Below are 24,425 nucleotides of genomic sequence, written 5' to 3'. Positions count from 1 at the left end.
ATGAGTGGATTAACATCACGTAAAAATGCAATAACTGAAATCACAAATCGTGCACCAAAAGTGTGTGACATGCCTGATCCATTGAACAAAATATGGGCAATAGATGTATTCAGTTTGGCAGCGATGGAAGAAGCGTTGTCAAAAAATGCCTTTAAAGCCATAAAAAACACCGTTAAAACAGGGGCGTCTCTAGATCCGGCAACGGCAGATGTTGTAGCTGCAGCAATGAAAACTTGGGCGATGAAGAAAGGAGTTAAATTCTTCTCCCACATTTTCTATCCAATGACCAACATTACCGCTGAAAAACACGACGGTTTTATCATTACCAATTCTGATGGCGGTGCCATAACTGAATTTACCGGCAGTTTATTAATTAAAGGAGAGCCTGACGGTTCTTCATTCCCTAATGGTAGCTTGCGCATGACCAACGCAGCCAGAGGCTACACAGCTTGGGACCCCACCAGCCCAGCTTATGTGATGCACACGGCCAATGGCGCCACCTTGATGATCCCCAGCGTATTTATGTCTTGGACGGGCGAAGCCTTAGATAAAAAGATACCTTTGCTACGCTCAAACAAAGCCATGGATAAAGCGGCACAAAAAGTATTAAGCCTAATGGGTGAAACAGAAATAGCCACACTCAATTCAAGTTGTGGTGCCGAGCAAGAATACTTTTTAGTAGATGAACATTTTGCTAACGCTCGTCCAGACTTATTATTAGCCGGCCGCACCCTATTTGGTGCACCACCGGCTAAAGGGCAGCAATTCGATGATCACTATTTTGGTGCAATACCGGCCAGAGTCCAAGTGTTCATGCAAGACTTTGAAAACAAGCTCTACCGTTTAGGCATTCCAGCTAAAACTCACCACAATGAAGTGGCGCCCGGTCAATTTGAAATCGCCCCCTATTACGAAGCAGCCAATGTTGCAGCCGACCATCAGCAATTATTAATGACACTGATGAAAAGTACCGCTAAAGAACATGGTTTCTTATGTTTATTACATGAAAAACCTTTTGCCGGAATAAATGGTTCTGGTAAACACGTTAACTGGTCTGTAGGCAATGGTACCCAAGGTAATTTACTCGACCCCGGCAGCACACCTCACGACAACCTCAACTTCTTATTGTTTTGTGGTGCAGTCATTCGTGGTGTTCACTTACATGGGCCGCTGTTAAGAGCAGTGATCGCCTCTGCCGCAAATGATCATCGCTTAGGAGCAAATGAAGCACCACCCGCTATACTGTCTGTCTATTTAGGCCATCAATTAGAAAGTGTTTTTAACGATATCAAAGACGGTAAATTATTAGAAAAAGCCAAAGGAGGCTTGATGGATCTTGGTTTATCACAAATTCTTAAATTTGAACGGGATCCAGGTGATCGTAATCGTACATCGCCCTTCGCCTTTACCGGAAATCGCTTTGAATTTAGAGCAGTAGGCTCATCGCAATCTGTATCAGGTCCACTAGTTGCAATGAATACTATGTTAGCCGATTCACTCAATTGGATAGCCGAAAAGCTTGAAGCGGTTCTGGCCAAAGGTGAAGACCAAACGGCTGCTGTCATCACTGTATTGCAAGAGTTAATGAAGCTGCACGGCAATGTTATCTTCGGTGGCGATGGCTATTCTAGCGAATGGCATAAAGAGGCAGTTGAAAAACGTGGTCTGAAGAACATTCCTACTAGTGCCGATGCATTGCCTGCCTTTAAAGAAGAATCAGTGATAAAACTGTTTGAATCAACAGGCGTGCTTTCACCCGCCGAACTTGCTAGTCGATTTGAGGTATATGCAGAACAATACATTCTGTCTATAGAGATGGAATCAAAATTAGTGATTGGCATCGCCAATACTAGAATATATCCAGCCACCATAGAATATTTAGACAGCCTTTCAAGCGCCGCGACTAACCTAAGCAAACTGAACATTATCATTAGCCATAATAGTATTGATGAAATTGCCGCTGAAACTGACGCCATGATGGCCGCCGTTAGCAAACTCAAACACGCCTTAAATATCGAAGAATTTGATAGCACTGAAGCGCATATGAACCATTGTGCAGATGTGTTATGCCCACTCATGTTGGAAGTGCGTTTCCATGCAGATGCGTTAGAGTTAGTGGTATCTGACGATTTGTGGCCCTTACCTAAGTATCAAGAAATGTTATTTATTAAATAAGCAATAACCTATAAATAAATCAAAAATGAACCAAAAAGAAAAAGAGCTGAAGCTCTTTTTCTTTTTTTGACTCTGCTAACTGCTAAACTTACCCGTCAATTCATTAGCAAACGTTTATTGGGTCATACTACATGAAAGCCTGCGCCTGCCACATTTTAGTCAAAGACAAAGCCCTCGCCGAAAAACTCAAAAGCCAACTCGACAAAGGTGGAAACTTTCAGCAGTTGGCCAAAAAACATTCCATCTGTCCATCTGGCAAAAAAGATGGAGACTTAGGCGAGTTCAGCCCCGGTACTATGGTCAAAGCATTTGATAATGTGGTGTTTACAAAAGAAATTTTGACGGTACATGGGCCAGTGAAAACCCAGTTTGGCTATCATTTGATTAAGACCCTTTATCGAAACTAAGCATAGATTTGGTTAAGGAGCTAGAACTGATTGGCTCTAATGTGCCCAGGCTGTGTAAAAACTAATTTTCCGCCGTTGACAATGCGTTGCTGTGTCGATGAAACAAAGGATTAACCGCAAATCACCATCAATATTCATTGTAGAGAAGGTTTTTAAGTCAAAGTTAAAGACGAAAATCCATAAATTGGAGTTTTTACACAGCCTGTGGCAATACCGGCCGTTCAGCTACACTTAAACCATGCAAAACCTTAACGACATCTTCAACTCAACCTCACTCGATACGGCCCACCGTTGGCTATGTAAGCAGCGGCGTAACTTTCCCGCCAATGCCGATATTTGGCATCTGCGTTTTCATTGGCACACAATTCGAGGTGAGCTGCTGCAAACACTTAGGGCCAGCTAAAGCTGTTCAAAATTTTTCCTGACAAATTTGTAATTTTTTGGGTTATCGATTTGGTTTATCAGACTTAAGGTTAGCAGAGAAGACGATAACTAACGCGGTCAATAAAGTACGTCAGCTTTATGAGCAAAAGTTAGCGGCCCCCAAAAGAGCCGCGATGCTTGATGACTATATTACCCGCTGGTTACGATGGGTAAATGCAGGACTAATTGAAAAACCGATTTTATTGTTTTCTGTGTCGAGACAAAAACAAGCCTGCTATACCAAGCGACAACAAAATAACCGTTCCAGGTGCCGGCACATCGGTGGCCCCCGTCCATACTGCATAAACATAGTCTGCCCCTTGAATACCAGAGCTCCGCGCCGCTCTCTCCACAGCCGGTTTGCTCGCGGCCACAATCGGGATCCGGAAGCACGCTGGTCATAACCCCAATATCGGTATTCAGTTCTGATGCGACCTGGTGCCTAACGCTCGCCGTAGCTGCTTTATAGCCGAAACGACCCAGACGCACTTCTCCCGTTTCAGGATCGGTTACGAGCGACGCCCGTCCGGTAATACCATTTCCATTGTGATCGACATTATCCTGCTCGGCCCACTCGAGTATAGTTGCCTCATCTATTGCTTCCAGCAAACCGACACCCACTAATTGCGGCGCAATTCGGGCGGAGAATCGTGCAGGTTCGCCATTGCTGAATACATAGTTTGGGGATCGCAGACCATTGGATAATTCAGTCCATGGGCTGAGCATTACCGTACCTTCTGGTGTAGCTGAGCCAGTCTGGTCCGGCTGTAAGACGCTGCCTATCAGTGGGTCCGGATTGCCATCGGCGTCACCGACCTTGAAGACCCACTTAGTCAGGTTATTGCCCACATTCTCGACCAAAGCACGGCCATTTCGAACATGGCAATTTGCGCAGGACAGGTTGACATAATGATTGCCAGCCTTGCCAATTTGCTCTGTCCAGATGGGGTTGTCGTTGCGTTCATCATGGCTGCCATCTTCAAAGTTGGTGTGGTGTACTCGTCGACCGCGCACAAAAGGCTGGGCATTGCCCGGACTCAGGTTGGTTGCCATCTCGATGAAACGGCCCGCAGGCTCCTCGCTATAATTGTACCCAGCCCGGACACCCCGGATGCAAGGCCATCCGTTACCAGTAATGGCGGCCAGTTCTGGGCACAGCTGCCATTGCAGGCACTGGCGCCAGGGACGGAAAGGTCGCTATCAAAAACAGTCTCAATCAATAGCCAATTAAGATTAAAGTCACCCGCAATAGCATAGAATTTCAGGGTAAAGGTAGTAGCTGCCGAGAGTTGCATTGAACCCAAGGTTTGCGTAATAAACGTTTGCCAACCTCCTGTTGCAGAAACAGAAGCCGTACCCACAACTTGCTCATTAAGGCTCACTGCATACTCACCGCTACTCACTTCAGAGGCGACCCGAGCACTGATAGCATAAATACCTGCGGGTAAATCAAGTGAATATTCTAAGAATTCGTTAGCAACAATAAACCCAACGTTATGTCCGCCGCCGTTATCAGAAGTGACTTCTATATCAACATCATCTGATTTATAGGCGCCGCCGGTATTACCCGGGGTGGTATCATAGTAGTTTGTGTAGTCCTCAGCCTGAACGAGAATTGATACATTACCGCCTGTTTGCACTTACTTCACAGCCTTGGGCATCGATCGTTGTGCCAGACGGTGTGTTGGGACAGCTATCAGTATCATTATTCACGCCGTCATTATCATCGTCTTGCACATCAGGTGAAGGTATAGGTGTATCAGACCCGCCGCCACATGCCGCCAAAAATAGCGAGAAGATGGCCCATAGGCACACGGTTCTGAAACATTGCATGGTCAATTAATCCTGTAAGAAAGTGTAGTTTAGTGCTCAATACGTCACATTTTTACGTGACATGCCGCCCATTTTTATTTGTACTTACTGTACCGACGGTGGAAACTCTTAAAATTATTTTAAATATCATAACCGATGTTAGAACAATTTTTTATACGGTAAAAAGTCTTATTAACGAGCCAGAACGGTCTTTTAAGCAAGAACAAGGTGAGTCACTTATCTGTCTATAGGGCTAAGCCTGTTAAAGCCCAGGGTAGATATTGATTGCCGTCGAAGTTGCTCGTTATCTTACAAATCAAGGTGAGATCCGCTCTCAGTCTCAATTTGAATTAACCCAACAAATACAAGGCAAACATATATAAATATTATCCGTTTATAATCTGTTTTAGATATTGGAAAAGCTCACGAGAGGCTTTGGGTGGTTTATTATCAGCTAGCTGTTTATTAGCCTGACGCACATATTGTCGCAATTTTTGCCGATCAAGCAGGGGATAATCAACAATAGTCGATTCAATTTTGCTATCACCTTGCAGCAAAATATCATCTCTGAGCATTTCTGTTCCATGAAAAGCATCATTTAATTTTTTATGGGCAGATTTAATATTACTCAAAGCATGTTCTATAGCGGCGATATCTGTATTACGCATGATCTTGCCAATCAACTGCAATTGACGTCGATAACCTTCTTTTTTGCGTAAAATTTTACGGGCAAGCATCACTGCATCGAGCAATTCTTCCTCCATAGGAACCTTGGCTAAAGAGGATTGACCAAGATGAACCAAAGACTCCCCTAACTTTTGCATTGCAACCATTTGGGCTTTTATTTGGGTTTTACTGAGTTGTTCGTCTTCTTCACTTACGTCGAATTCAACTTCAACATCTTTGTTTTTTTTCGGGGCGACCATGACATTATCTTTAGTGATACACTAATGAAGATTGTAACCCCCCAAGCAATAATAAACTACAGTGTAGCCAAATAATGAAGGCCTTATGCAACAACAATTAGCTGAAATACAAAGCATAGTAGAAGACGTTTTAAAATTAGCCAAGGACAAAGGCGCGACTCAGGCCGAAGCGAGCATGTCTAAAGTAGAAGGCATTGCAGTATCTTCTCGACTCAAAGAAGTGGAAACCGTTGAATTTACGAACGATGGCGGTTTGGGTATCACCGTATACCATGGTAAGAAAAAAGGCAGCGCCTCGACTGCAGATTTATCGCCCCAAGCGTTAAAACTCACAGTAGAAAAAGCCATAGAAATAGCCAAACATACTGGTGACGATGATTGTTCTGGTTTGGCTGATAAAGAACTGATGGCTTATGACTTCCCTGATCTGGATTTATTTCATCCAATAGAACTAGACACCGAATCTGCCATTCGACAAGTGATTGCCGCTGAAACAAGTGCCTTAAACGTAGATCCCCGTATTACCAATTCAGATGGCGCGTCCTACAACGCCAACTTAGGCACTAAAGTATATGGTAATAGCCATGGCCTAGTCGCAGGATATAACAGCAGTCGTTACAGCATGAGTTGCGTAGTGATTGGTGAACAAGACGGTGAAATGCAGAGAGATTATAGCTATTCTGTCGGCCGTGAAGTAGGCATGTTAAGCAGCCCAGAACAATTAGGTATTGAAGCTGCACAATTTACCTTGGGCAGACTCGGTGCTAGAACAGTGAAGACCTGTAAAGTACCAGTATTGTTTGATCGCGAAATTGCTGCAGGTCTATTCGGCCATTTTATCAGCGCCATAAGTGGTGGTAATCTGTATCGAAAATCATCTTTCTTGTTAGATCAATTAGGCCAGCAAGTACTACCAAGTTGGCTCAATATTACTGAACGCCCACATATATTGAAGGGATTAGCCAGCTCCCCCTTTGATCATGAAGGTGTCAAAACCCAAGATATGGATGTAGTCACAAACGGATTACTCAATCACTATCTATTAACCAGTTACTCAGCTCGAAAGCTCAAGATGCAAACCACAGGTCATGCAGGTGGTATTCACAATTGGTTTATTCAACATACCGGTGACTCAGATAAAGAAATGCTGGCCAAACTAGGCACAGGTTTGTTAGTCACTGAACTGATGGGTCAAGGTGTTAATATTGTTACCGGAGACTACTCTAGAGGCGCAGCAGGCTTTTGGGTTGAAAATGGCGTGATCCAATATCCGGTTCACGAAATTACCATTGCAGGTAACTTAAGCGACATGTTAAAGAATATTGTGGCTATAGGTGCTGTACAAGAGACCCGCGGTAGTGTGCAAACAGGTTCAATTTTAATTGAACAAATGCAGGTGGCGGGAGAATAAGACGATATAAGCAGTTACTGAAAAGAACAGTCAAATTGCTTATATATTTTCAACAACATACAACGAATAACTGAGTAACAATGAGTATCTTATTTTTATTTTACTCGCGAGTATTTGAGCAGTATCAACAACAAAGCTATCACAAAGAGGAAAGTTATTGATAGCCAAGGAAGTGTATACCGATTGCATTGAGCTATCGCTTAACGGGCTGAGCAATCAAATCGTGTATCTTTTTGAGCGATGGCAGTTTAAAGGATTCTTGATAAAAAAGCCGGTTGAGTCTGCCTAACAAGTTCACTGAGCGACTAGGATCGTGTGATTTACGCCTATGAATACTGGCATCTTGTAAAAACTCCCACGGTTTTAAATCCCATTGGAGAACTTGCTCTGTGGAAATGTGTTGCTCTTGTATAGCGCTAAGAATACGTTCTGTTTTACTCTCGCTAGTAGGAATAGCTATCTTGTTATAGATATCACTAGTCGCGGTTCCCACGGCTTCAATAACATGATTTATAGCAGACCAGATGTGATCGTGATCAGGGTGATCGCCTTTTGGGGCGTAATACCCCATCACTTCCCATTCCAGTTCAGCGTTACTCACGGCTATCGAACTACCAATCACAGGAGAATAAGACAAATCTGGCATAGCACCAATATTATAAGCGTCAACCGACAAACCTATATTGATGGCAATATCACCCATACTTTTCTTATTCACATATATAGCTTCAAATGCAGCGCGTTTAACCCCCATCCAACCATAGACAACAGGTGTCAGGCTTGCAAAATCGCGCACATCATCAGGCAAATCCTCACCATACTTATCAATAAATAACGGAGTGGGATCGAGTTGAACATGCTCATCTGGCACCCACACTTCGTATTCCTGTCTGTTGTCACCTTTGCCACGACTTTTAATCCCATAAGACAGATTCCGTGGTCGGCAAATACTTCTATCTTCATCAACCTTATGAAAAAACTCCGACCGAAAACGTTTAATAAAGGGCGCATCTTGACCTGCAATCGCGGCAGTGGGGTAGCGAAACCCAATATCGCTGTTATTGACAATATAAAAGCCCGGAATTTCTCGCTGCAAAAGACTCTTCACACCTAAAAAGGATTGGTAGTCTTGCACTATCAAACTTCTCTCTGGCTCAATGGTCAGCCTACGGCCATCAGCAGTGATAAATTTGGGGGTTTTGTGATAGGCATAATCGTTCAGACCAAGACTTTGCGCATAAGAGTTTCTGGCCATCGCCAGCTCACTAAAAAGCGTATCGTGATTTCGAATGTATTTAAAAAGTGGTCTGTGCTTAAGCATAAATTTCTAATAGATGTATTGCGTGTGATTGGCTGCTGATTATTTATATGAGCTTGCACAAAAAATTACAAGCAATGACCCTAAAACAATAAAAAAAGTCGGGATCAACCCGACTTACATAAAAGACACTCGCAGTGTAAAAGTTAGCTAGCTTTGATGTGGAATTCGCCAACATCAGCTTGTGTCACTTCTACCTGAGTGCCAGCTACCAAATGTTCATTGGACTTTAGCTTCCAGTCGATCCCTGAATAATGATATTCAGGGGTCAACTCAGGAGCCACATCTTCCAATAATATAAAACGGTGTCCGACCAAATCGCCTTGTGCTTTTGTAGTGTCCACCTGCGTTTGCATATTTTTTAAAGGCTTCCATAACAAAACAGCGGATAACCCAGTGAGCACGCCTGTGCTCAACATTGCTGACAACCAAGTATCTGGAATAAAACCCACATACAATAAACCTGCGGTGACCACAGCAGCGCAGCCTACAAAAAACAGTACAAAGGTTGAAAAACCCAACACTGCCACTTCAATCACTAATAAAAGTATGCCGAGAATGAGCAAACTTTCAGCTAAATTATTGAATGCCCAGTCCATACACTACCCCTTATTCAACTGATTAATAATGGTCATCGCTTGGGCTACAACACTCGCGGCTTCAGTACTGCTATCAGGCAATAACACCACAGAGGATTCTTTAGCAATCGCATGTTTGGCCTCAATGGCCTTAGTGGCTAAATCCAATTGTATGGCTTTTTGTCCTTCAGGGGTGACAGCGGCTTCACCTACTTGTCTGAGGGCTTCTGCCTGAGCGGCAGCGACTGCAACTATCGCTTTGGCTTCGCCTTCTGCACGTAATACTTGTTCTTCTTTATCGGCTTCTGCGGCTAAGACTACTGAGGCTTTCTGACCTTCGGCGCGATTAATGGCGGCCTGTCTGTCACCTTCAGACTCTAAAATTTGTGCCCGTTTGACTCGTTCGGCCTTCATTTGCGCTTCCATCGCTTCCATTACAGATTGAGGCGGCACAATATCTTTGATTTCATAACGAAGAACTTGGATACCCCATGGACCCGCAGCATCATTGATCGCCGAGACGATATTGATGTTTAACACGTCTCTTTCTTCAAAGGTTTTATCGAGTTCCATTTTGCCTAATTCAGAACGCATAGTGGTCTGTGCTAGTTGAGTCACGGCAAACTCGTAATCATCTATTCCATAGGTGGCCTTATAAGGGTCAAGCACTCGAAAATACAAAACACCATCAACTGACAGCGAGATATTGTCTTTGGTAATGGCGCTTTGTTCAGGTACATCTACAGCCTTCTCTTTCAACGAACGATCCGCGGAAATACGATCAATAAAGGGTACAATAAAATTTAACCCAGCTTCTTTAGTTGACTGATATTTACCAAATCGTTCTATTACATAGGCACGGTTTTGTGGGACAAATTTAATTGAGGTTTTAAGTAACACCACCACAAAAACTAAAACGAGTGTTTGTGCGGTCAAAATATAATCGAGTAATACTTCCATCACTGCCTTCCTTCTTCGACACGGCTAGACTTGCCGCAAGTTAATATATATGGCCAAAGCAAACAATTATCAAGCTTCACCAATCCGCTAGTTTAGCCATGCATAACTGAATTTCATAAACACAGAACGCCCACTTTTGGTCAATGAAGTGAGTACATCATCTTGATAGGCAGAGTCTGAATAACCTACAAAAAATTTGGTGAGTGGATTGAGTTTGTACGAATATAAAAGTTGCGTGCCTAATCCTATACTGTTGGCGTCAACATCAAAAGTATAATTTTGTTGGTTACGTTCAATATCAGAATACACCAAAATTAGACGCAAGAACTGGCGTTGATTGAACTGATAAGTAGTACGAAAATCAGATAGGTTGGCGGTAAACAGTTGCTGATTATGCACATCAAGGTTTTGATAAGTGTGACGCAGTTTAAACTGCAAACTTTTGCCAATATTCCAGTTTATAGTAGGACGCACTAACCATTGTTTACCCAAGCGGTTGTTGTCGTAGTCAATATGGTCTCCAAAACGCATAAATGTACTAAAATACCACGATGGACTTGGACGCATTTCAAAATAAAAACTGCCTTGCTGCTCGGTGAATAATGTGCTGTTGTCAGTGATACTCAGAATACTTGAGTCAGCACGAAGCCCCACTTTATCTCGCTTTAAAAAGCTTATTTCAAAGTAGGACTGCAATCGACCATTCATGCTCAGATGCACTTCAGACTCTTTCTCGATCAGTTCGTTATTATCGTTATGGCTGATATCCCAGTCACCGGATAATCTGACTTTATTCCACCAAGTGTTTTCACTGTACCAGTTGTAACCACCGCCCACTACCGACTGATGACGGTCAGCCAAAGAGCCAAAACCTAAATCAGTGCGAATACCTGATCCACGGCTATTTCGGTTTAAAAAAACATTCCAATTACGCTCCTCGTGGGTATAACTGACACGATAAGCTTTACCGCTAAAAGCGTCGGTATTTTTCAAGCGTAAGGCGGTCTCTGAATAGTCCTCGTCCTGCTCACAGTTGTTGTCGCAAAACTCTGTGTATAGGTCAATTGGATATTGCGTATCTGAACGTAATATTTGTGCACGAAAGGTATCGTTATCTGTAAGTTGATATTTAGCATCAATAGCATTGACGTAATTGTAATACCCCTGTGCATCACGCAAAGTGCCGGTCCAGCCGATGGATAGATGCTCGGATAAATCATATCGATAACGTAAAGCTAGATTAAGTGACTCCTGTTCAACATTAGCAATACTGGAGCCCAAATTCCCTGGTACTAAGAAAGTTGTGGATTCATCATTGGCAACAAAAATACCAAAGGTATGTTGATCAATTCGCCCAGTTACTTTAGCACCATAATCAGGCGCCCCCACATTACGGGTATAAACGAGATTGTAGTTGCTCGAAAAGTAATCGGCATTTTCTAAAAAAAATGTCCGTTTTTCATCAAAGAAAAGTGCAAAGGTGTCGTTAATACTCAGCTGAGCCACATCGGCTTCCACCTGAGAAAAATCTGGATTAAGTGTGGCTTGTAAAGATATTTCTGGGGTAATGCCCCACTTCACGTCCAAGCCTATTTCTTGGTTATCTGAGTCTTCCCATTCAAAGCTTTCTTCTGGGTCACGGCTCTGCCCTTTACCCAATACCAATGTGGGCACTAAGGCTAAATTTTTACCTTGTTTGGCTTGTTTGAAACCAACAATAGCGCCCATTTGACACAAATTACAGGAGTTGTTGCGGTCTCGAGGCATATTCGAAATACGTAAACGATCCGCTCTTGGATAATAACGAACAAGTTCAGCGCCCCAAACTTTATTCTCGTTACCCTCTTCAAAGTTTAAAATACGCAACGGAATAGCCATTTCCACCTGATAACCATCAGCAACAATTTTACCTGCCGATTGCCAGATACCATCCCAACTATCACTTTCGCCGCCAGTCATTTCATTTTGAATAGAATCTGCTTGAATACCATGAGGATTCACAAAAAACTGGTAAGCTAAACGACTATCATTAAAAGTATCAAGCTTAATCCCGACTAAATCATCACTCCATATGCCATCTCGGTCTCGATAAAACGCACTGATGTTTTCTACCCTGGGATCTTGAGCAATAAATGCCACATATAGGGTATCGCCATTCTCAAATATTTTGACTCTAGTGGTCACCGGAGGGCGGGTATTTTCAAATGGACGTGTAACATAGTTAAGCTCTAACTCTTTCGCTTGTTGCCACTGGATATCATCAAGCTCACCATCAACTTTTATTTCTCCACCTAAATTTGGAATATCTAGTTTGGCGAAGTCATTTGAAATATCCTCTTTAGAAGTAGTTTGTTGTGCATAAGTGTTGTGAGTGAATACCAGAAAAAGTAGTAGACAGAAAAAAAGTCGAAGCATGTATAAAGGTTCCGATTAACAAAAGCATTCATCCAACATGGCGTTTTTGACAAATCGAAAAAGGGTAAACTAAATGTGCAGTAAAAACATATTTATGCGTTAAATCAACCTGTTAGCCAGACAAGTTGCATATGCCACTGTAAGGGACTCTATGTTTGGCTATATACAACACTTTTTCAGCAATGGAGAAGGTATCACTATCAGATGTGTCAGCTTGACATTGTGCCACACAAATATTGAAAATCACTAGACCAACAGAAACACTTCATAAGTGTTTCTGTTGGTCGCTAGTTTTTACAATAAAGACTAAACAAGTGCTTCACTTTGTAGCAGGTCAATTTTAGCAGATTTCAAAAGCCCTTATCAAACATACTGTTTTTGTTATAATTACTTTTCGTGTTGCGGCACGTCTTATCCAGAGTTCAGGTTAATTTAAATGTAACTCACGGGTCATGTTTTCGTTTTTATCGCGGTGCACAATGATATTATCTTCGATTCGAATACCACCAAAAGGTCGTAAACTATCCACAACATTCCAATTAATATATTTGCATTGCTCACTGCTTTTTAGCTCCGCCAGTAGACTATTAATAAAATATAAACCTGGTTCAATAGTAAAAACTTGCCGTGCTTCGATAGTGCGGGTATTGCGCAAAAATGGATGGGCATCAGGGGCGGGATGAGGTGTACCTCTATCATCAGAAACATGACCCGCCACATCATGGACTTGCAAACCAAGGAAATGCCCAATGCCATGGGGATAGAAGGTGTTAACTATGCCTGTTTCAATCATATCGTAAGCATCCAAATTCACTATACCTGAGTCACATAAAAGTGCTGCGACTTGATGATAAGCACTGGTATGAATTTGAACATAAGAGGCACCTGGTTTTAACTCACTCACACATTGTTGTGTAATTTGATGCATAGACTTGATTAAGTCTGCAAAGACCCCTTTTTCTCGAGCGTAAGTGCGGGTAATATCAGCAGCATAACCATTAAAACTTGCCCCAGCATCAATTAAAAAAGAATGGGCTGGGGTCGGCGCTTCTGTTTCTAAATTGGTGTAATGCAATATGGATGCATTTTCATTAAGTGCAACAATATTATGATAGGGGACCTGGTTGTCACCTTGCCTGACGGCTCCAAGATAAGCCAAATTAATATCAAACTCACTTAGTCCCTGATCAAAAGCCATTTTGGCAGCACGATGTCCATCCACCGCAATACGGTTTGCTTCACGCATACACAGTAATTCGTAATCTGTTTTATAGGCGCGCTGGTAATGAAGATAATGCATGATCCTATCTGGATTCACTAATTCAAAACCCAAGGCCTTAGCCACTTCAATATATTCGCCTATATAAGCATATTTACTTTTATCAAATGGTAGATGCTTTTCCACTGCATCAGCTTGAGTCAGAAATACTATATCAAAATGCTCAGCCCAAAAATCATTTGGCTCATTAGGCACTTTATGCCAAAAATCTTTAGGTCGGTAAAATACTAACTTTGGCTTATCAACGCCGTTCACAATCAGCCAACAATTGGGATTATCGATGACGGGCAACCACGCCTTAAACTGAGGGTTCACTTTGAAAGGGTAGTTGTTATCGTCTAAAAACAAGCGCTTACCTTGCCCCGAATGGATGATCAAACCTTCAATACTTTCCCGCTGAATAGCTTCACGGGTCCGGCTTTGAAGCTCAGAAATATGTTGTGGATAGGTTTGTGCTAATTGTGCTAATTGTACTGATTGCGCTAGAACTGACATGCCTGACTCTCATCAAAGAATAGAATAGTAGATTAACATAAGCTTAGGGCTGTTGGCCTTGCATATGTTGCAAAGACGCGTCTAACTTTTTGGTTGTATTTCCATAGTGGCTAATTTCTTAAATAGGTTCTCACTGCCACCTAAATGTTGGCTGTATATTTGCTGATAAGCCAACACTGCCTTAACGTAATTTCGGGTTTCTTTGTAGGGAATGGTTTCTATCCATAAGTCCAAGGGCATATTACCTTTTTCAGGCAGCCACTGTTGAACCCTTCGCCAACCGGCATTATAAGACGCAGTGGCCAATATGGCATTGTTATCCATTTTATCCATCAGGTAACGCATATATTGCGTACCCAGTTCAACATTTCTGTTGGGATTAAATAAACTATTTCTTCTGATTTTTTTCTTGGCGAGATAACGAGCCGTACCCGGCATCACTTGCATCAAGCCCAAAGCGCCGGCGTGAGAGGCTGCGTCTGGCATAAAAGAACTTTCACGTCTGACGATGGCATATGCCCAAGCGACATCAATATTATTTTTTTTAGCATTGCTTTGCAGTTGACTATCAAACGGCATGGGGAAACGTCGGCTCAAGTCATCCAGATAGCCTGATTTGGAAAAACCAAAAATGGCTTGGTCATGCCAGTTCTGCTGACTGGCAAGCACAGCTGCGGTTACGTTCTGTTGATCGGTCAATTGACCTTGTAAAGAAAACCACTCTCGCCTTGCACTAAGATTACGTCCTAACTTTCTGAATTCAAAAGCTCTTTGTGCACTAGGCAGTGAAGCCACCTTGTCTATTTCCTCCTGGGGGATGAGTAATGGATTGTCATTTAAGCTAGGCATTTCAGATAATTTCCCGCTTGCCAAAAAACCATAATAATGACGTTGTTTAGCTAATTTATGTAAGCCTTCGTCCGCTAATTTTTGGGCGCCTACCTTCTCGTAAGCCAGGGCTTTCCAGTATTGAAATACATTATCGTCGGCTGAGTTGGCGGGCACGAGGCTTATGACATCTAAGGCATCTTGCCAGTTTTTTTGCCTTAAAACATGGGCTAAATGCCAACGTAATAATTCGGCATCTGGTTCAAAGCTTGTGGCTTTTTCTAGCCAAACTTCAGCTTGTTCATGATCTGCTAGGGCTAAAAAAATAGCAAACCTATGTGAAATTTGTTTTTGTTGTGATGTCGAAAAAGCAAATTTACTCGACAGTTTTTCCCAACTACGTAACGCTAAATCCCTATTATTACTGATAAGGCGTTGTAAACCGTAAACCAGTATCTCAGTTTCCTTTTCTGGGTATTTGCCCGGAAAATTAGATAGCCGAGAAACCTGGCTAGGTGAGCGACGCACCTTTAACCAAAGATCAGCTAAATATTGCTGTTCCTTGGGCATCAATGTTTTTAAATAGGGGATCAAGGTGTGATTGCCACCGTCAGCCGCCAAGGACATCCTTTTCCATACTAATTCTAATGTACGTTTACCAGCCTTTTGCCAGGTCTTGAATAATTCATCACAGTCATTTGGCTGTGATTTACCCACGACCCACAGATTTTCTGCCAGCTTCAATGCTTCAGCATTAGACGAGTCTTTTTGCAGCAACATTTCTGCATAAGTGCAGTTCAAAGCGACATTACCCATATCTCGATAAAAATGCATAAACAGTTCAGGTTGATTTTGTTTGGCCAAATAGACCAACCATTTTTTGCGCAAAGGTCTGTCTAAAGGAGATGATCCGTATTTGCCTAAAAAACCTTCTATTTGTTTTTTATTCGCCATAAAAGGGAACTTACTTAACGTTTTTAATTCAACGTAAGGCTTTAATGGATAACCTTCCAGTTGTTCCATTATCTCTTTAAAGGCACTACTATTTGGATTATATGCAAGCCTCTCTGCTTTAAGAAAAAGGATTCTTTGTTGCTCACGATCGAACGTAGGTGCTGCCACTACAATCTGAGTAAACAACGCGGTAGCAACGACCAGGCATAGTAAATAGCGAATAGTCACAAGTTCCAAAACATAAAAGGGGGGCCAACTAATGTACAAGTCCTGATACTAACAAACTTGCGTAATGATAAATGCGAGTATTTTGAATATTTCATACATTAACTGGCATGACCAGTTGAATTGACTCTATTCACCCACATGTAATAACTCATAGTTTGTTTTGTTAAAGGTTAGGTTGCCCTTTCCATTTTTTTTAACAACAATTCATATAATCTGTACTCGGAGAGCCGTTGGCCTCTTCCACACCCACGCTTTGGCGATAGCCACAGGAGATGATAATGATATACGAAGGTAAGAGCCTTACGGTTAATTTACTGCAAGATGGTATTGCAGAATTAGTATTTGATGCGCAAGGTTCGGTGAACAAGTTTGATCAACAAACCGTTGCAGACTTAGATGCGGCGACGCAGGCACTAGCAGCCAATTCAGATGTAAAAGGTGTAGTAGTCCGTTCAGCAAAATCCACCTTTATAGTGGGTGCAGATATCACTGAATTTACTGGTTTATTTGATATGCCAGACCAAGAAGTGCTGGCTTGGGTAGGCAAAACCTCTCAAGTATTTGATCGCTTTGAAGACTTACCTTTCCCAACTATCGCAGCGATAAACGGTTTTGCACTGGGTGGCGGTTGTGAAATGACCTTAGCCTGTGATTTTCGTGTGGCAGATACCACCGCAAGCTTAGGCTTTCCAGAAGTGAAGCTAGGCTTAATGCCAGGCTTTGGTGGCACAGTGCGTCTTCCTCGCCTTATTGGCGCTGATAATGCACTAGAGTGGATGACCACAGGCCGTGATCGCAAAGCATTAAAAGCACTAGGTGAAGGCGCGATAGATGCAGTCGTTGCACCAGAAAAGTTAGCTGATGCAGCTTTGAGCATGCTTAAAGACGCGATTGCTGGCGATTTTGATTGGCAAGATCGCCGTGCAGAGAAAAAAGCACCCCTGACACTTAATCAAAACGAAGCTATGATGAGCTTCTCAACTGCCAAAGCTATGGTGGCTGCCCAGGCAGGTAAACATTACCCAGCGCCGCATATGATGGTAGAGACCGTATCAAAAGCCGCTGGCCTTGATAGGGATGGGGCCCTTAAATTAGAAAACCAAGGTTTTGCGAAATTAGCAAAAACCGACGCAGCCAAGGCCCAAGTGGGTATCTTCTTAGCTGATCAATTGGTTAAAGGTAAAGGTAAAAAACAAGCCAAAGCCGCTAAAAAGGTGATCAAACAAACAGCCGTCTTAGGCGCAGGTATCATGGGTGGCGGTATCGCGTACCAGTCTGCGGTGAAAGGCACGCCTGTGATAATGAAAGACATAAACCAAGCTGCATTAGACTTAGGTTTAAAAGAAGCCGCGACTATTTTAGGCAAAGGCATGCAGCGCGGTAAAGTCGACGCAGCCACTATGGCATCGACGCTGAATAACATCGTGCCTACATTAGAATATTCGGCCATTAAAGACGTCGACTTAGTGATTGAAGCGGTCGTCGAAAATCCTAAAGTAAAAGGCATAGTATTGGCCGAAACAGAACAGTATGTCTCTGATGACGCGATTATTTGTTCTAACACTTCGACTATTTCTATTAATCATTTAGCTAAAAGTCTGAAAAAACCAGAACGCTTCTGTGGCATGCACTTCTTTAATCCCGTGCACAAAATGCCCCTTGTTGAAATTATTCGCGGTGAAAACACCTCTGAAGATACCATTTCAGCTGTTGTTGCAGCCACTTTAAAAATGGGTAAAACCCCCATTGTGGTTAATGATTGCCCAGGCTTTTTAGTCAACCGTGTATTGTTTCCTTACTTTGCCGGTTTCAGCAGGTTGATAATGGATGGTGCAGACTTTGTTGCGGTTGATAAAGTCATGGAGAAAATATTTGGCATGCCTATGGGCCCTGCTTATCTATTGGACGTGGTAGGTATGGACACATCTGACCATGCATCTAGCGTTATGTCTGATGGTATTCCAGAGCGTATGCAGAAAATTGCTAACGACCCGGTTACCTTGTTGTACAAAGCAGATCGCTTAGGTCAAAAAAATGGAAAAGGTTTTTATAACTTTAGTTTAGACAAGCGTGGCCGCCCAGCTAAAGTAGCTGCGCCAGAAGCTTACGAATTGTTCGCCCCGCATTGCGCCGCCAAACGTGACTTCGATAAAGACGAAATTATTGCACGAGTGATGATCCCTATGGCCAATGAAGCTATTCGTTGCTTAGAAGAAGGCATCGTTGACAGCGCAGCTGAAGCCGATATGGCATTGCTTTATGGCTTAGGCTTTCCTCCCTTTAAAGGTGGCATATTTCGCTTTATCGAGACGATGGGCTTAGCCAACTTTGTAGCATTAGCCGATAAATATGCTGATTTAGGTCCGGTTTATCAGATTTCTGATGGTGTGCGCGAAATGGCTGCATCAAATAAATCATATTTTGCTTAGTCTTTGTCACATTAATTCAGGAGAAGATCATGAAAGAAGTCGTAGTAGTTGATTGTATACGCACACCTATGGGTCGCTCTAAAGGCGGCATATTTCGTAATGTGCGAGCAGAAACCTTATCTGCACATTTAATGTCAAAGTTGGTTGAACGCAATCCGAACTTAGATCCTAATGATATAGAAGACATCATCTGGGGCTGTGTTCAGCAAACCAAAGAGCAAGGTTTCAATATTGCTCGTAATGCACAATTATTAACGAATATCCCACGCTCAACGGGCGCAGTCACAGTAAACCGCTTATGTGGCTCATCGATGCAAGCCTTACATGATGCCACTAGCGGTATCATGTCTGGTCGTGGTGACGTGTATATGATTGGTGGTGTTGAACATATGGGCCATGTGCCTATGGATTTTAATTTAGACTTTCATCCAGGTATTGCGAAGCACACCGCCAAAGCATCAGGCAGCATGGGTATGACAGCTGAATTGTTAGGTCGTCAAAATGGTATCACTCGTGAAATGCAGGATGCCTTTGGTGCACGCTCACACCAACGAGCTCACAAAGCAACACTCGAGGGCCGCTGGGCCACTGAAATTGTCGCCACACAAGGCCATGACGTAGACGGAATTTTAAAGTCTATCAGTGTAGATGAAACGATCCGTCCAGACTCTACAGCTGAATCAATGGCAGCCCTAAGGCCAGTATTTGATCCAGTCAATGGCACAGTCACAGCAGGTACATCATCTGCTTTATCTGACGGTGCATCTGCCATGCTGATCATGTCGGCTGATAAAGCTAAAGCACTAGGATTAACCCCAAGGGCTAAAATTCGCGCTATGGCAGTTGCAGGTTGTGATGCGGCTATTATGGGTTATGGTCCGGTACCTGCCACTCAAAAAGCACTGAAACGTGCTGGTATGACGATGGCAGATATAGAACTGGCTGAGTTTAACGAAGCCTTTTCGGCACAAGCATTGTCTTGTATCAAACAGCTAGGTTGGATTGATAGTTACGAAGACAAAGTCAACCTGAACGGTGGTGCGATTGCACTAGGTCACCCACTAGGGTGTTCTGGTTCGCGTATCTCCACCACCTTAATCAATCTCATGGAAGCTAACGATAAGTCTATCGGTTTGGCCACTATGTGTATTGGTTTAGGTCAGGGTATTGCAACGGTGTTTGAGCGTGTTTAACTAACTCAAAATCCTATGTGAATAAAGCACTACCTCTGATAAAGGTAGTGCTTTTTTTTGGATTAATGAGTGGTTGGAATAGTCAAATTTCCCTCTCGAGTGATGTAAATAGGCAGAGCAAAAGTGCCGACATCCAATTTGACTTTTAAAGTGTAAGAAATCGGTGTATCCCTTTTCTTCATTAGATCCGCAAATAACCGAATACCCCCAAATAAATCTGCTTGTGCATTTAGTTTTATGTCTTCTTCTCCATAAGCCTGCACGATAGGGAGTTGATTAGCCACACCCGAAAAAATCTTGTTGTCTTCAATACTCGCAGTGTATGACATGCCTTTTAAATTCAATGGGATACTGTTGGGATTAACCACTCGCAAACCAATTTCAAAAGTAGGATTGATACTTCCCCTTGGCAGTATTTTAAAGGAATTAACACTGACTTTGGGCTTCTCAAAATTAGGATTTAAGGCAGCGCAGCTCGTTAATATAAGCATAATAAATAGCGTAGCTAGACGAAATGTGAACAGTTTCAAAGTGTTATCCTTTACCTTTGTGACAACTTTAATGAGATTATTATTGTTATGCAATTATCTACAGCTACTAGAAAAAGTATATGTATTAAATCGATTATTTCTCATCTAAGGGACGTGCCCAAGCATCTACAGGCTCACAACCTGCCTGTTAAAATTTCACTCTACCGCCATATTGTTCAAACATGGCCTTATTCACTTACCATGATGTGATATACAACCCGCAAGAGACAGACGAAAGACTCAATAGCGGTGGTGACTATTCGGCTATTTGGGCTAAATGAATGACCGTTCTAGATAAAATCTGCTAAATGAATAATATAAAGACATGTTTTAACACACCTTATTAAATAACCTGAGCTCTGGATAAGTCATACCGTCCAGCGCCACTATTACAATCTAACATACTGTTATTATTGAAGTTATTTTAAGGGCAGCGGCACATCTTAACCAGATTTTCAGGTTAAATAGTCTATTTGTAGAATGCAGTTTTTTGCTTAAGCACTTGCATTAAGCGTTGTTTAACCTGAGGTGTTAGGCCAAGGCTGACTAAAAATGATGAAAAAGCGGAGATAAATACAATGCTTTTTAGAATTTTCACGCCAGTAAACAACATGGTCAATACCAGTATTGCAGCATAAGCTAAACCAATCATTCCCAAAAACAAGCACAAGCCTTTGATATCTTTATTCATTGTTTATTCCTTATTTAAGCAGTTAAGCATGGCTTACCCTCACACTTAGGTCACTACTAAAAATGTAACTAAATTTATCAACGTCTAAACAAAACACTCAATCTGTTTTTAAAGCTTGTCTCTCAGAGCGTTTAAAGCCTCAACTGAAAAACCTCTATCATAAAAATGTGTCACTTCACCTTGGGCATTTATCAACAGCACACGGGCATTTTTTGGCTTTATATTGCCAGTGTATTTTTGTACTTTCTCGCCATCTTTATACACAGTGATCACGCCTTGCCATATTTCCTTTGGGATCCCTTCGCGCATAGCATCGTCAAACACTGTGCTAAACATCTGTGGAATCATGCCTTTAATGGTGGGGATTTCGTAGGCCGCAACTTGTGTGTTGGTTTGGTCTAACCCAATCAACCAGCGGTCGATATCAAATTGCGATTTATGTACATAGCCAAACAACAACAAGGTATTGCGACCTGAAAATACTTGAGGGATAGAAGTGGCTTCACCTGCTAAGCTTTCGCCTTTAAATTCAATAATGTTCTCACCCAATACAACCTGACTGGGATAATCGTAATTAGCGCAGCCTTGCAGTAGTAGGCTTAATAAAAACAACATGAAAAAATTTTTCATTATAATTTTTAACTCTACAATCAGTTTCATCTAATACGTCTTTAAGACCAGAATGGATTACAGGTAAAGATCAGAAAAGCCAGCTAATGTAGCTGGCTCTTAATAAAGTAAAACACATTAGAAGACAGGATAATCAGGCTAAGTGTTGTTTAAAAAATTCCAGCGTTCGCGACCATCCAAGTTCAGCCGCTTTGGGATCATAACGGCTGGTAGAATCATTATGGAAACCATGTTGGGTACTCGGATAAAAGTGGGCGGTATAATTCACATTATTAGCTTTTAAAATAACTTCATAGTCAGGCCAAGTGGCATTCACACGTTTATCGTTTTCAGCGAATTGCAGCATAATTGGCCCTTTGACATTTTTAACTAAATCGCCTGTTGCTGGAGTGCCATAAAATGGCACAGCGGCATCGATAAGTGCTGGTGCAGTTGCTGCCAGCATGTTGCTTACATAACCTCCAAAACAAAAGCCGACTACACCTAATTTACCCGTACTTGCTTCATGCTTTTTCAGATAACCGGCCGCAGCTATAAAATCTTGATCAATTTTTTCGCTGTCCATACTGCGCTGCATAACACGACCATCATCATCATTACCTGGATAACCACCTAAAGGAAACAGCGCATCTGGAGCAAACGCCACAAAACCCTGCTTAGCTAAGCGTCTTGCCACATCTCGGACATAAGGGTTAAGCCCACGGTTTTCATGCACCACTAACACACTCGGCGCTTTGCTATCCATCTGACTAGGAACAACCAAATAACCTCGCCCTTTTCCGTGACCATTGGGTGACTCAAATTCTTGATAGGTCGCTTTTATATCTTGATCGTTAAAAGAGATTTGTTCAGCTAATGCGTAATTTGGCGTAAGCGCACTCGTCACTGCGCCAAGGGTCAGCCCTGCAACAGATAATGAGCCTAAACGACTTAGAAAAGTGCGTCTGTCAATATCACCATGGGCATAATCGTCATACCAATCAAAGGCTTGTTGTGGGATCTGTTTTGGCGAAATATGTGACATAAAGCTCTCTCTGTTAGGCAATGAATTTAGTCATAATCATAGTTGAAAAGCACCGATAAAGATCATCTATGCTTTAACTTCAACAATGGGTAAACCAAAAACAGCTTAATTTCACTCATTAGTAACCGGTCCTAGATTGGTGACGAACTTGTCCAACAACTCAGGAAACATCTTAGGTACAGCCTGTTTACAAAACCAACCCAAGTCGTAAAGTTTCCGCTACTGAAGCACTTAAACCCACAGCAACATGATCAGTCTGTTGGCCTAACAATATAAGTGTAAATCTGTAAAATCCGCGCCTCGTCGGATCAGAGCAATTTTCAAATAATTAAAGAGATAGAGGTAAAGCAGTGAATTTCCCAACACACAGATTTTATGAAGACGTACTGGCACTTTTTTGTGCAGGTGTATTGGTATCTTTTGGTGTGGTGTTGTTTGGAACGCATAATTTACTGACTGGCGGCACTGCTGGTATTGCTATTATTGGCACCCACCTTTTTGATATGAGCTTTGGACTATTATTTTTTTTGGTCAATATACCCTTTTACTTCATTGCTTGGACTCAATTAAGTAAGCGTTTCACTATCAATACGTTTATCTCAGTATCTATGGTGTCGGTTATGACAGAACAAATGCCGCAAGTGATCAAAATTGAAAGCATTCATCCAATCTTTGCTGCATTGGCTGGCGGTATGTTGATTGGTGTAGGTATATTAATTATGTTTAGGCATAAATCCAGCCTAGGGGGTTTAGGCATTTTAGCCCTTTATCTCCAGAACAAGTTTAATATTCGAGCAGGCAATTTTGGCTTGTTGGTAGACGCTGTCATTCTGACCTCTTCGATCTTTATCTTTAGTATTGATTTGGTGATTTTATCAGTGATGGGTGCCATCACGCTCAACATACTCATTGCAGTTAACCATAAGCCTGGCCGTTATCAGGCTTACATTGAGTCTAAAAAGACTAAAAGCATTCACAAAGATGCAGCCTTAGAGGAAAAACTATTAAGTGCGGTTGAGTAGGTCCCAATCTAGTACTGTAGTTTAAATAGCGCTCCTATCGAATTTCACATGCAATTCTGAGGCTTACGCTGGGTAGACAGCAGGTGTAAAAAAAGCCGAAGTGTACTTACCCACTTCGGCTTTTTTGTGATCTGGAGTATCAATAAGTTTTAATGATACATTTTATTTTAATATTGGCTTAACTCAAAGCCCTTAGCATCCATGCGGTTTTTTCATGAATACGCATTCTGTCTGACACTAATGCTGCAGAGGATTCGTCGTCTGCTTGTTGCGCCGATGCCAATACCTTGCGACACGTTTTAACCACTGCTTCGTGCCCGTTTAGTAGGATCTTAACCATTTCGGTTCCAGTGGGTACGCCGTCGACTTCTTGAATTGAACTAAGCTTAGCAAACTCTTTATAGGTGCCAGGTGCAGCCACGTCTAAAGTACGAATGCGCTCAGCAATATCATCCACCGCTATCGCTAACTCGGTATAATGCTCCTCGAACATAAGATGTAATTCTCTGAACTGAGGTCCGGTTACATTCCAGTGGAAATTATGGGTTTGTAAATACAGCGTATAAGAGTCTGCTAACAAACACTTTAAGCCTTGTGCAATGACTTCTCTGTCTTGTTCATTGATACCAATATTAATATTACTCATTATTTGTTCCCTTGTGGGTTGAGAGTGTGAATCAACAATAATCCTAATGAG

The 24,425-nt window shown here is 42.2% G+C and carries 21 protein-coding genes and 1 pseudogene; 6 read left to right on the top strand and 16 right to left on the bottom strand.

Annotation, left to right across the window (positions count from 1 at the left end; translation table 11 throughout):
* Both CXF95_RS16545 and CXF95_RS16540 read left to right on the top strand, forming a co-directional pair.
* Complete coding sequence (locus CXF95_RS16545) at positions 1-2,175, top strand: glutamine synthetase III (RefSeq protein WP_101199706.1); 2,175 nt, start codon at positions 1-3, stop codon at positions 2,173-2,175.
* A 131-nt stretch (positions 2,176-2,306) separates the two neighbouring features.
* A complete protein-coding gene (locus tag CXF95_RS16540; protein WP_101199705.1) occupies positions 2,307-2,582 on the top strand; it encodes a peptidylprolyl isomerase in 276 nt (91 codons plus the stop codon).
* 623 nt (positions 2,583-3,205) lie between these two features.
* On the opposite strand, the gene CXF95_RS31510 is transcribed toward CXF95_RS16540, so the two are convergent.
* The 5 genes and pseudogenes from CXF95_RS31510 to yjgA form a co-directional block, all read right to left on the bottom strand.
* The gene (locus CXF95_RS31510; RefSeq protein WP_369809326.1) at positions 3,206-3,283 is read right to left on the bottom strand and encodes a PEP-CTERM sorting domain-containing protein; all 78 of its coding nucleotides are present in this window, start codon (positions 3,281-3,283) and stop codon (positions 3,206-3,208) included.
* Between the two features lie 85 nt (positions 3,284-3,368).
* A pseudogene (locus tag CXF95_RS16530) lies at positions 3,369-4,058 on the bottom strand (di-heme oxidoredictase family protein); the annotation flags it as partial.
* Entirely contained in the window at positions 4,043-4,645 is a 603-nt protein-coding gene (locus CXF95_RS16525) for a carbohydrate-binding domain-containing protein (protein ID WP_101199704.1), read from the bottom strand. The pseudogene CXF95_RS16530 and the gene CXF95_RS16525, both read right to left, overlap by 16 nt.
* On the bottom strand, positions 4,629-4,838 hold the full coding sequence (locus CXF95_RS16520; protein ID WP_101199703.1) for a hypothetical protein: 210 nt from the start codon (positions 4,836-4,838) through the stop codon (positions 4,629-4,631). Before CXF95_RS16520 ends, CXF95_RS16525 begins: the two co-directional genes overlap by 17 nt.
* A gap of 365 nt (positions 4,839-5,203) precedes the next feature.
* Positions 5,204-5,743: a ribosome biogenesis factor YjgA gene (yjgA, locus tag CXF95_RS16515; protein ID WP_101199702.1), complete on the bottom strand. Its 540-nt coding sequence runs from the start codon at positions 5,741-5,743 to the stop codon at positions 5,204-5,206.
* Between the two features lie 85 nt (positions 5,744-5,828).
* On the opposite strand from yjgA, the gene pmbA reads away from it, so the two are divergent.
* Positions 5,829-7,154: a metalloprotease PmbA gene (pmbA, locus tag CXF95_RS16510; RefSeq protein WP_101199701.1), complete on the top strand. Its 1,326-nt coding sequence runs from the start codon at positions 5,829-5,831 to the stop codon at positions 7,152-7,154.
* Positions 7,155-7,347: 193 nt separating this feature from the next.
* On the opposite strand, the gene CXF95_RS16505 is transcribed toward pmbA, so the two are convergent.
* From CXF95_RS16505 to CXF95_RS16480, 6 genes are all read right to left on the bottom strand, one after another.
* Positions 7,348-8,475, bottom strand: coding sequence for a hypothetical protein (locus CXF95_RS16505; RefSeq protein ID WP_101199700.1), 1,128 nt, complete (start codon positions 8,473-8,475; stop codon positions 7,348-7,350).
* Between the two features lie 143 nt (positions 8,476-8,618).
* Positions 8,619-9,071: an NfeD family protein gene (locus CXF95_RS16500; protein ID WP_101199699.1), complete on the bottom strand. Its 453-nt coding sequence runs from the start codon at positions 9,069-9,071 to the stop codon at positions 8,619-8,621.
* A 3-nt stretch (positions 9,072-9,074) separates the two neighbouring features.
* Positions 9,075-10,010: an SPFH domain-containing protein gene (locus CXF95_RS16495; RefSeq protein WP_101199698.1), complete on the bottom strand. Its 936-nt coding sequence runs from the start codon at positions 10,008-10,010 to the stop codon at positions 9,075-9,077.
* Positions 10,011-10,097: 87 nt separating this feature from the next.
* Positions 10,098-12,425, bottom strand: coding sequence for a carbohydrate binding family 9 domain-containing protein (locus CXF95_RS16490; protein WP_101199697.1), 2,328 nt, complete (start codon positions 12,423-12,425; stop codon positions 10,098-10,100).
* A 427-nt stretch (positions 12,426-12,852) separates the two neighbouring features.
* A complete protein-coding gene (gene pepQ, locus CXF95_RS16485) occupies positions 12,853-14,199 on the bottom strand; it encodes a Xaa-Pro dipeptidase (protein ID WP_101199696.1) in 1,347 nt (448 codons plus the stop codon).
* 81 nt (positions 14,200-14,280) lie between these two features.
* Positions 14,281-16,050 (bottom strand): lytic transglycosylase domain-containing protein, encoded by a 1,770-nt coding sequence (locus tag CXF95_RS16480; RefSeq protein ID WP_232787888.1) that lies wholly within the window; start codon positions 16,048-16,050, stop codon positions 14,281-14,283.
* Positions 16,051-16,487: 437 nt separating this feature from the next.
* Between CXF95_RS16480 and fadB the strand changes: the two genes are divergently transcribed.
* Together fadB and fadA are read left to right on the top strand one after the other, a co-directional pair.
* Entirely contained in the window at positions 16,488-18,638 is a 2,151-nt protein-coding gene (gene fadB / locus CXF95_RS16475; protein WP_101199694.1) for a fatty acid oxidation complex subunit alpha FadB, read from the top strand.
* Between the two features lie 29 nt (positions 18,639-18,667).
* Positions 18,668-19,831 carry an acetyl-CoA C-acyltransferase FadA gene (fadA, locus tag CXF95_RS16470; RefSeq protein WP_101199693.1) on the top strand — a complete coding sequence of 388 codons (1,164 nt, stop codon included), beginning with the start codon at positions 18,668-18,670 and terminating at the stop codon, positions 19,829-19,831.
* A 62-nt stretch (positions 19,832-19,893) separates the two neighbouring features.
* Here the strand turns inward: fadA and CXF95_RS16465 are convergent, their stop codons facing one another.
* The 4 genes from CXF95_RS16465 to CXF95_RS16450 form a co-directional block, all read right to left on the bottom strand.
* Positions 19,894-20,361 carry an LEA type 2 family protein gene (locus tag CXF95_RS16465; protein ID WP_101199692.1) on the bottom strand — a complete coding sequence of 156 codons (468 nt, stop codon included), beginning with the start codon at positions 20,359-20,361 and terminating at the stop codon, positions 19,894-19,896.
* 469 nt (positions 20,362-20,830) lie between these two features.
* On the bottom strand, positions 20,831-21,052 hold the full coding sequence (locus tag CXF95_RS16460; RefSeq protein WP_101199691.1) for a hypothetical protein: 222 nt from the start codon (positions 21,050-21,052) through the stop codon (positions 20,831-20,833).
* A 108-nt stretch (positions 21,053-21,160) separates the two neighbouring features.
* Positions 21,161-21,682 (bottom strand): hypothetical protein, encoded by a 522-nt coding sequence (locus tag CXF95_RS16455; protein WP_101200093.1) that lies wholly within the window; start codon positions 21,680-21,682, stop codon positions 21,161-21,163.
* Positions 21,683-21,815: 133 nt separating this feature from the next.
* Positions 21,816-22,706, bottom strand: a complete 891-nt coding sequence (locus CXF95_RS16450; RefSeq protein ID WP_198556610.1) for a dienelactone hydrolase family protein — start codon at positions 22,704-22,706, stop codon at positions 21,816-21,818.
* 350 nt (positions 22,707-23,056) lie between these two features.
* On the opposite strand from CXF95_RS16450, the gene CXF95_RS16445 reads away from it, so the two are divergent.
* Complete coding sequence (locus tag CXF95_RS16445) at positions 23,057-23,728, top strand: YitT family protein (RefSeq protein WP_101199690.1); 672 nt, start codon at positions 23,057-23,059, stop codon at positions 23,726-23,728.
* A gap of 178 nt (positions 23,729-23,906) precedes the next feature.
* Here the strand turns inward: CXF95_RS16445 and CXF95_RS16440 are convergent, their stop codons facing one another.
* Positions 23,907-24,374: a Dps family protein gene (locus CXF95_RS16440; protein ID WP_101199689.1), complete on the bottom strand. Its 468-nt coding sequence runs from the start codon at positions 24,372-24,374 to the stop codon at positions 23,907-23,909.
* Positions 24,375-24,425 lie beyond the last annotated feature (51 nt).

Source organism: Paraglaciecola sp. MB-3u-78 (assembly GCF_002835935.1).
Classification (GTDB): domain Bacteria; phylum Pseudomonadota; class Gammaproteobacteria; order Enterobacterales; family Alteromonadaceae; genus Paraglaciecola.
This window is presented reverse-complemented; position numbering and strand designations above follow the sequence as displayed.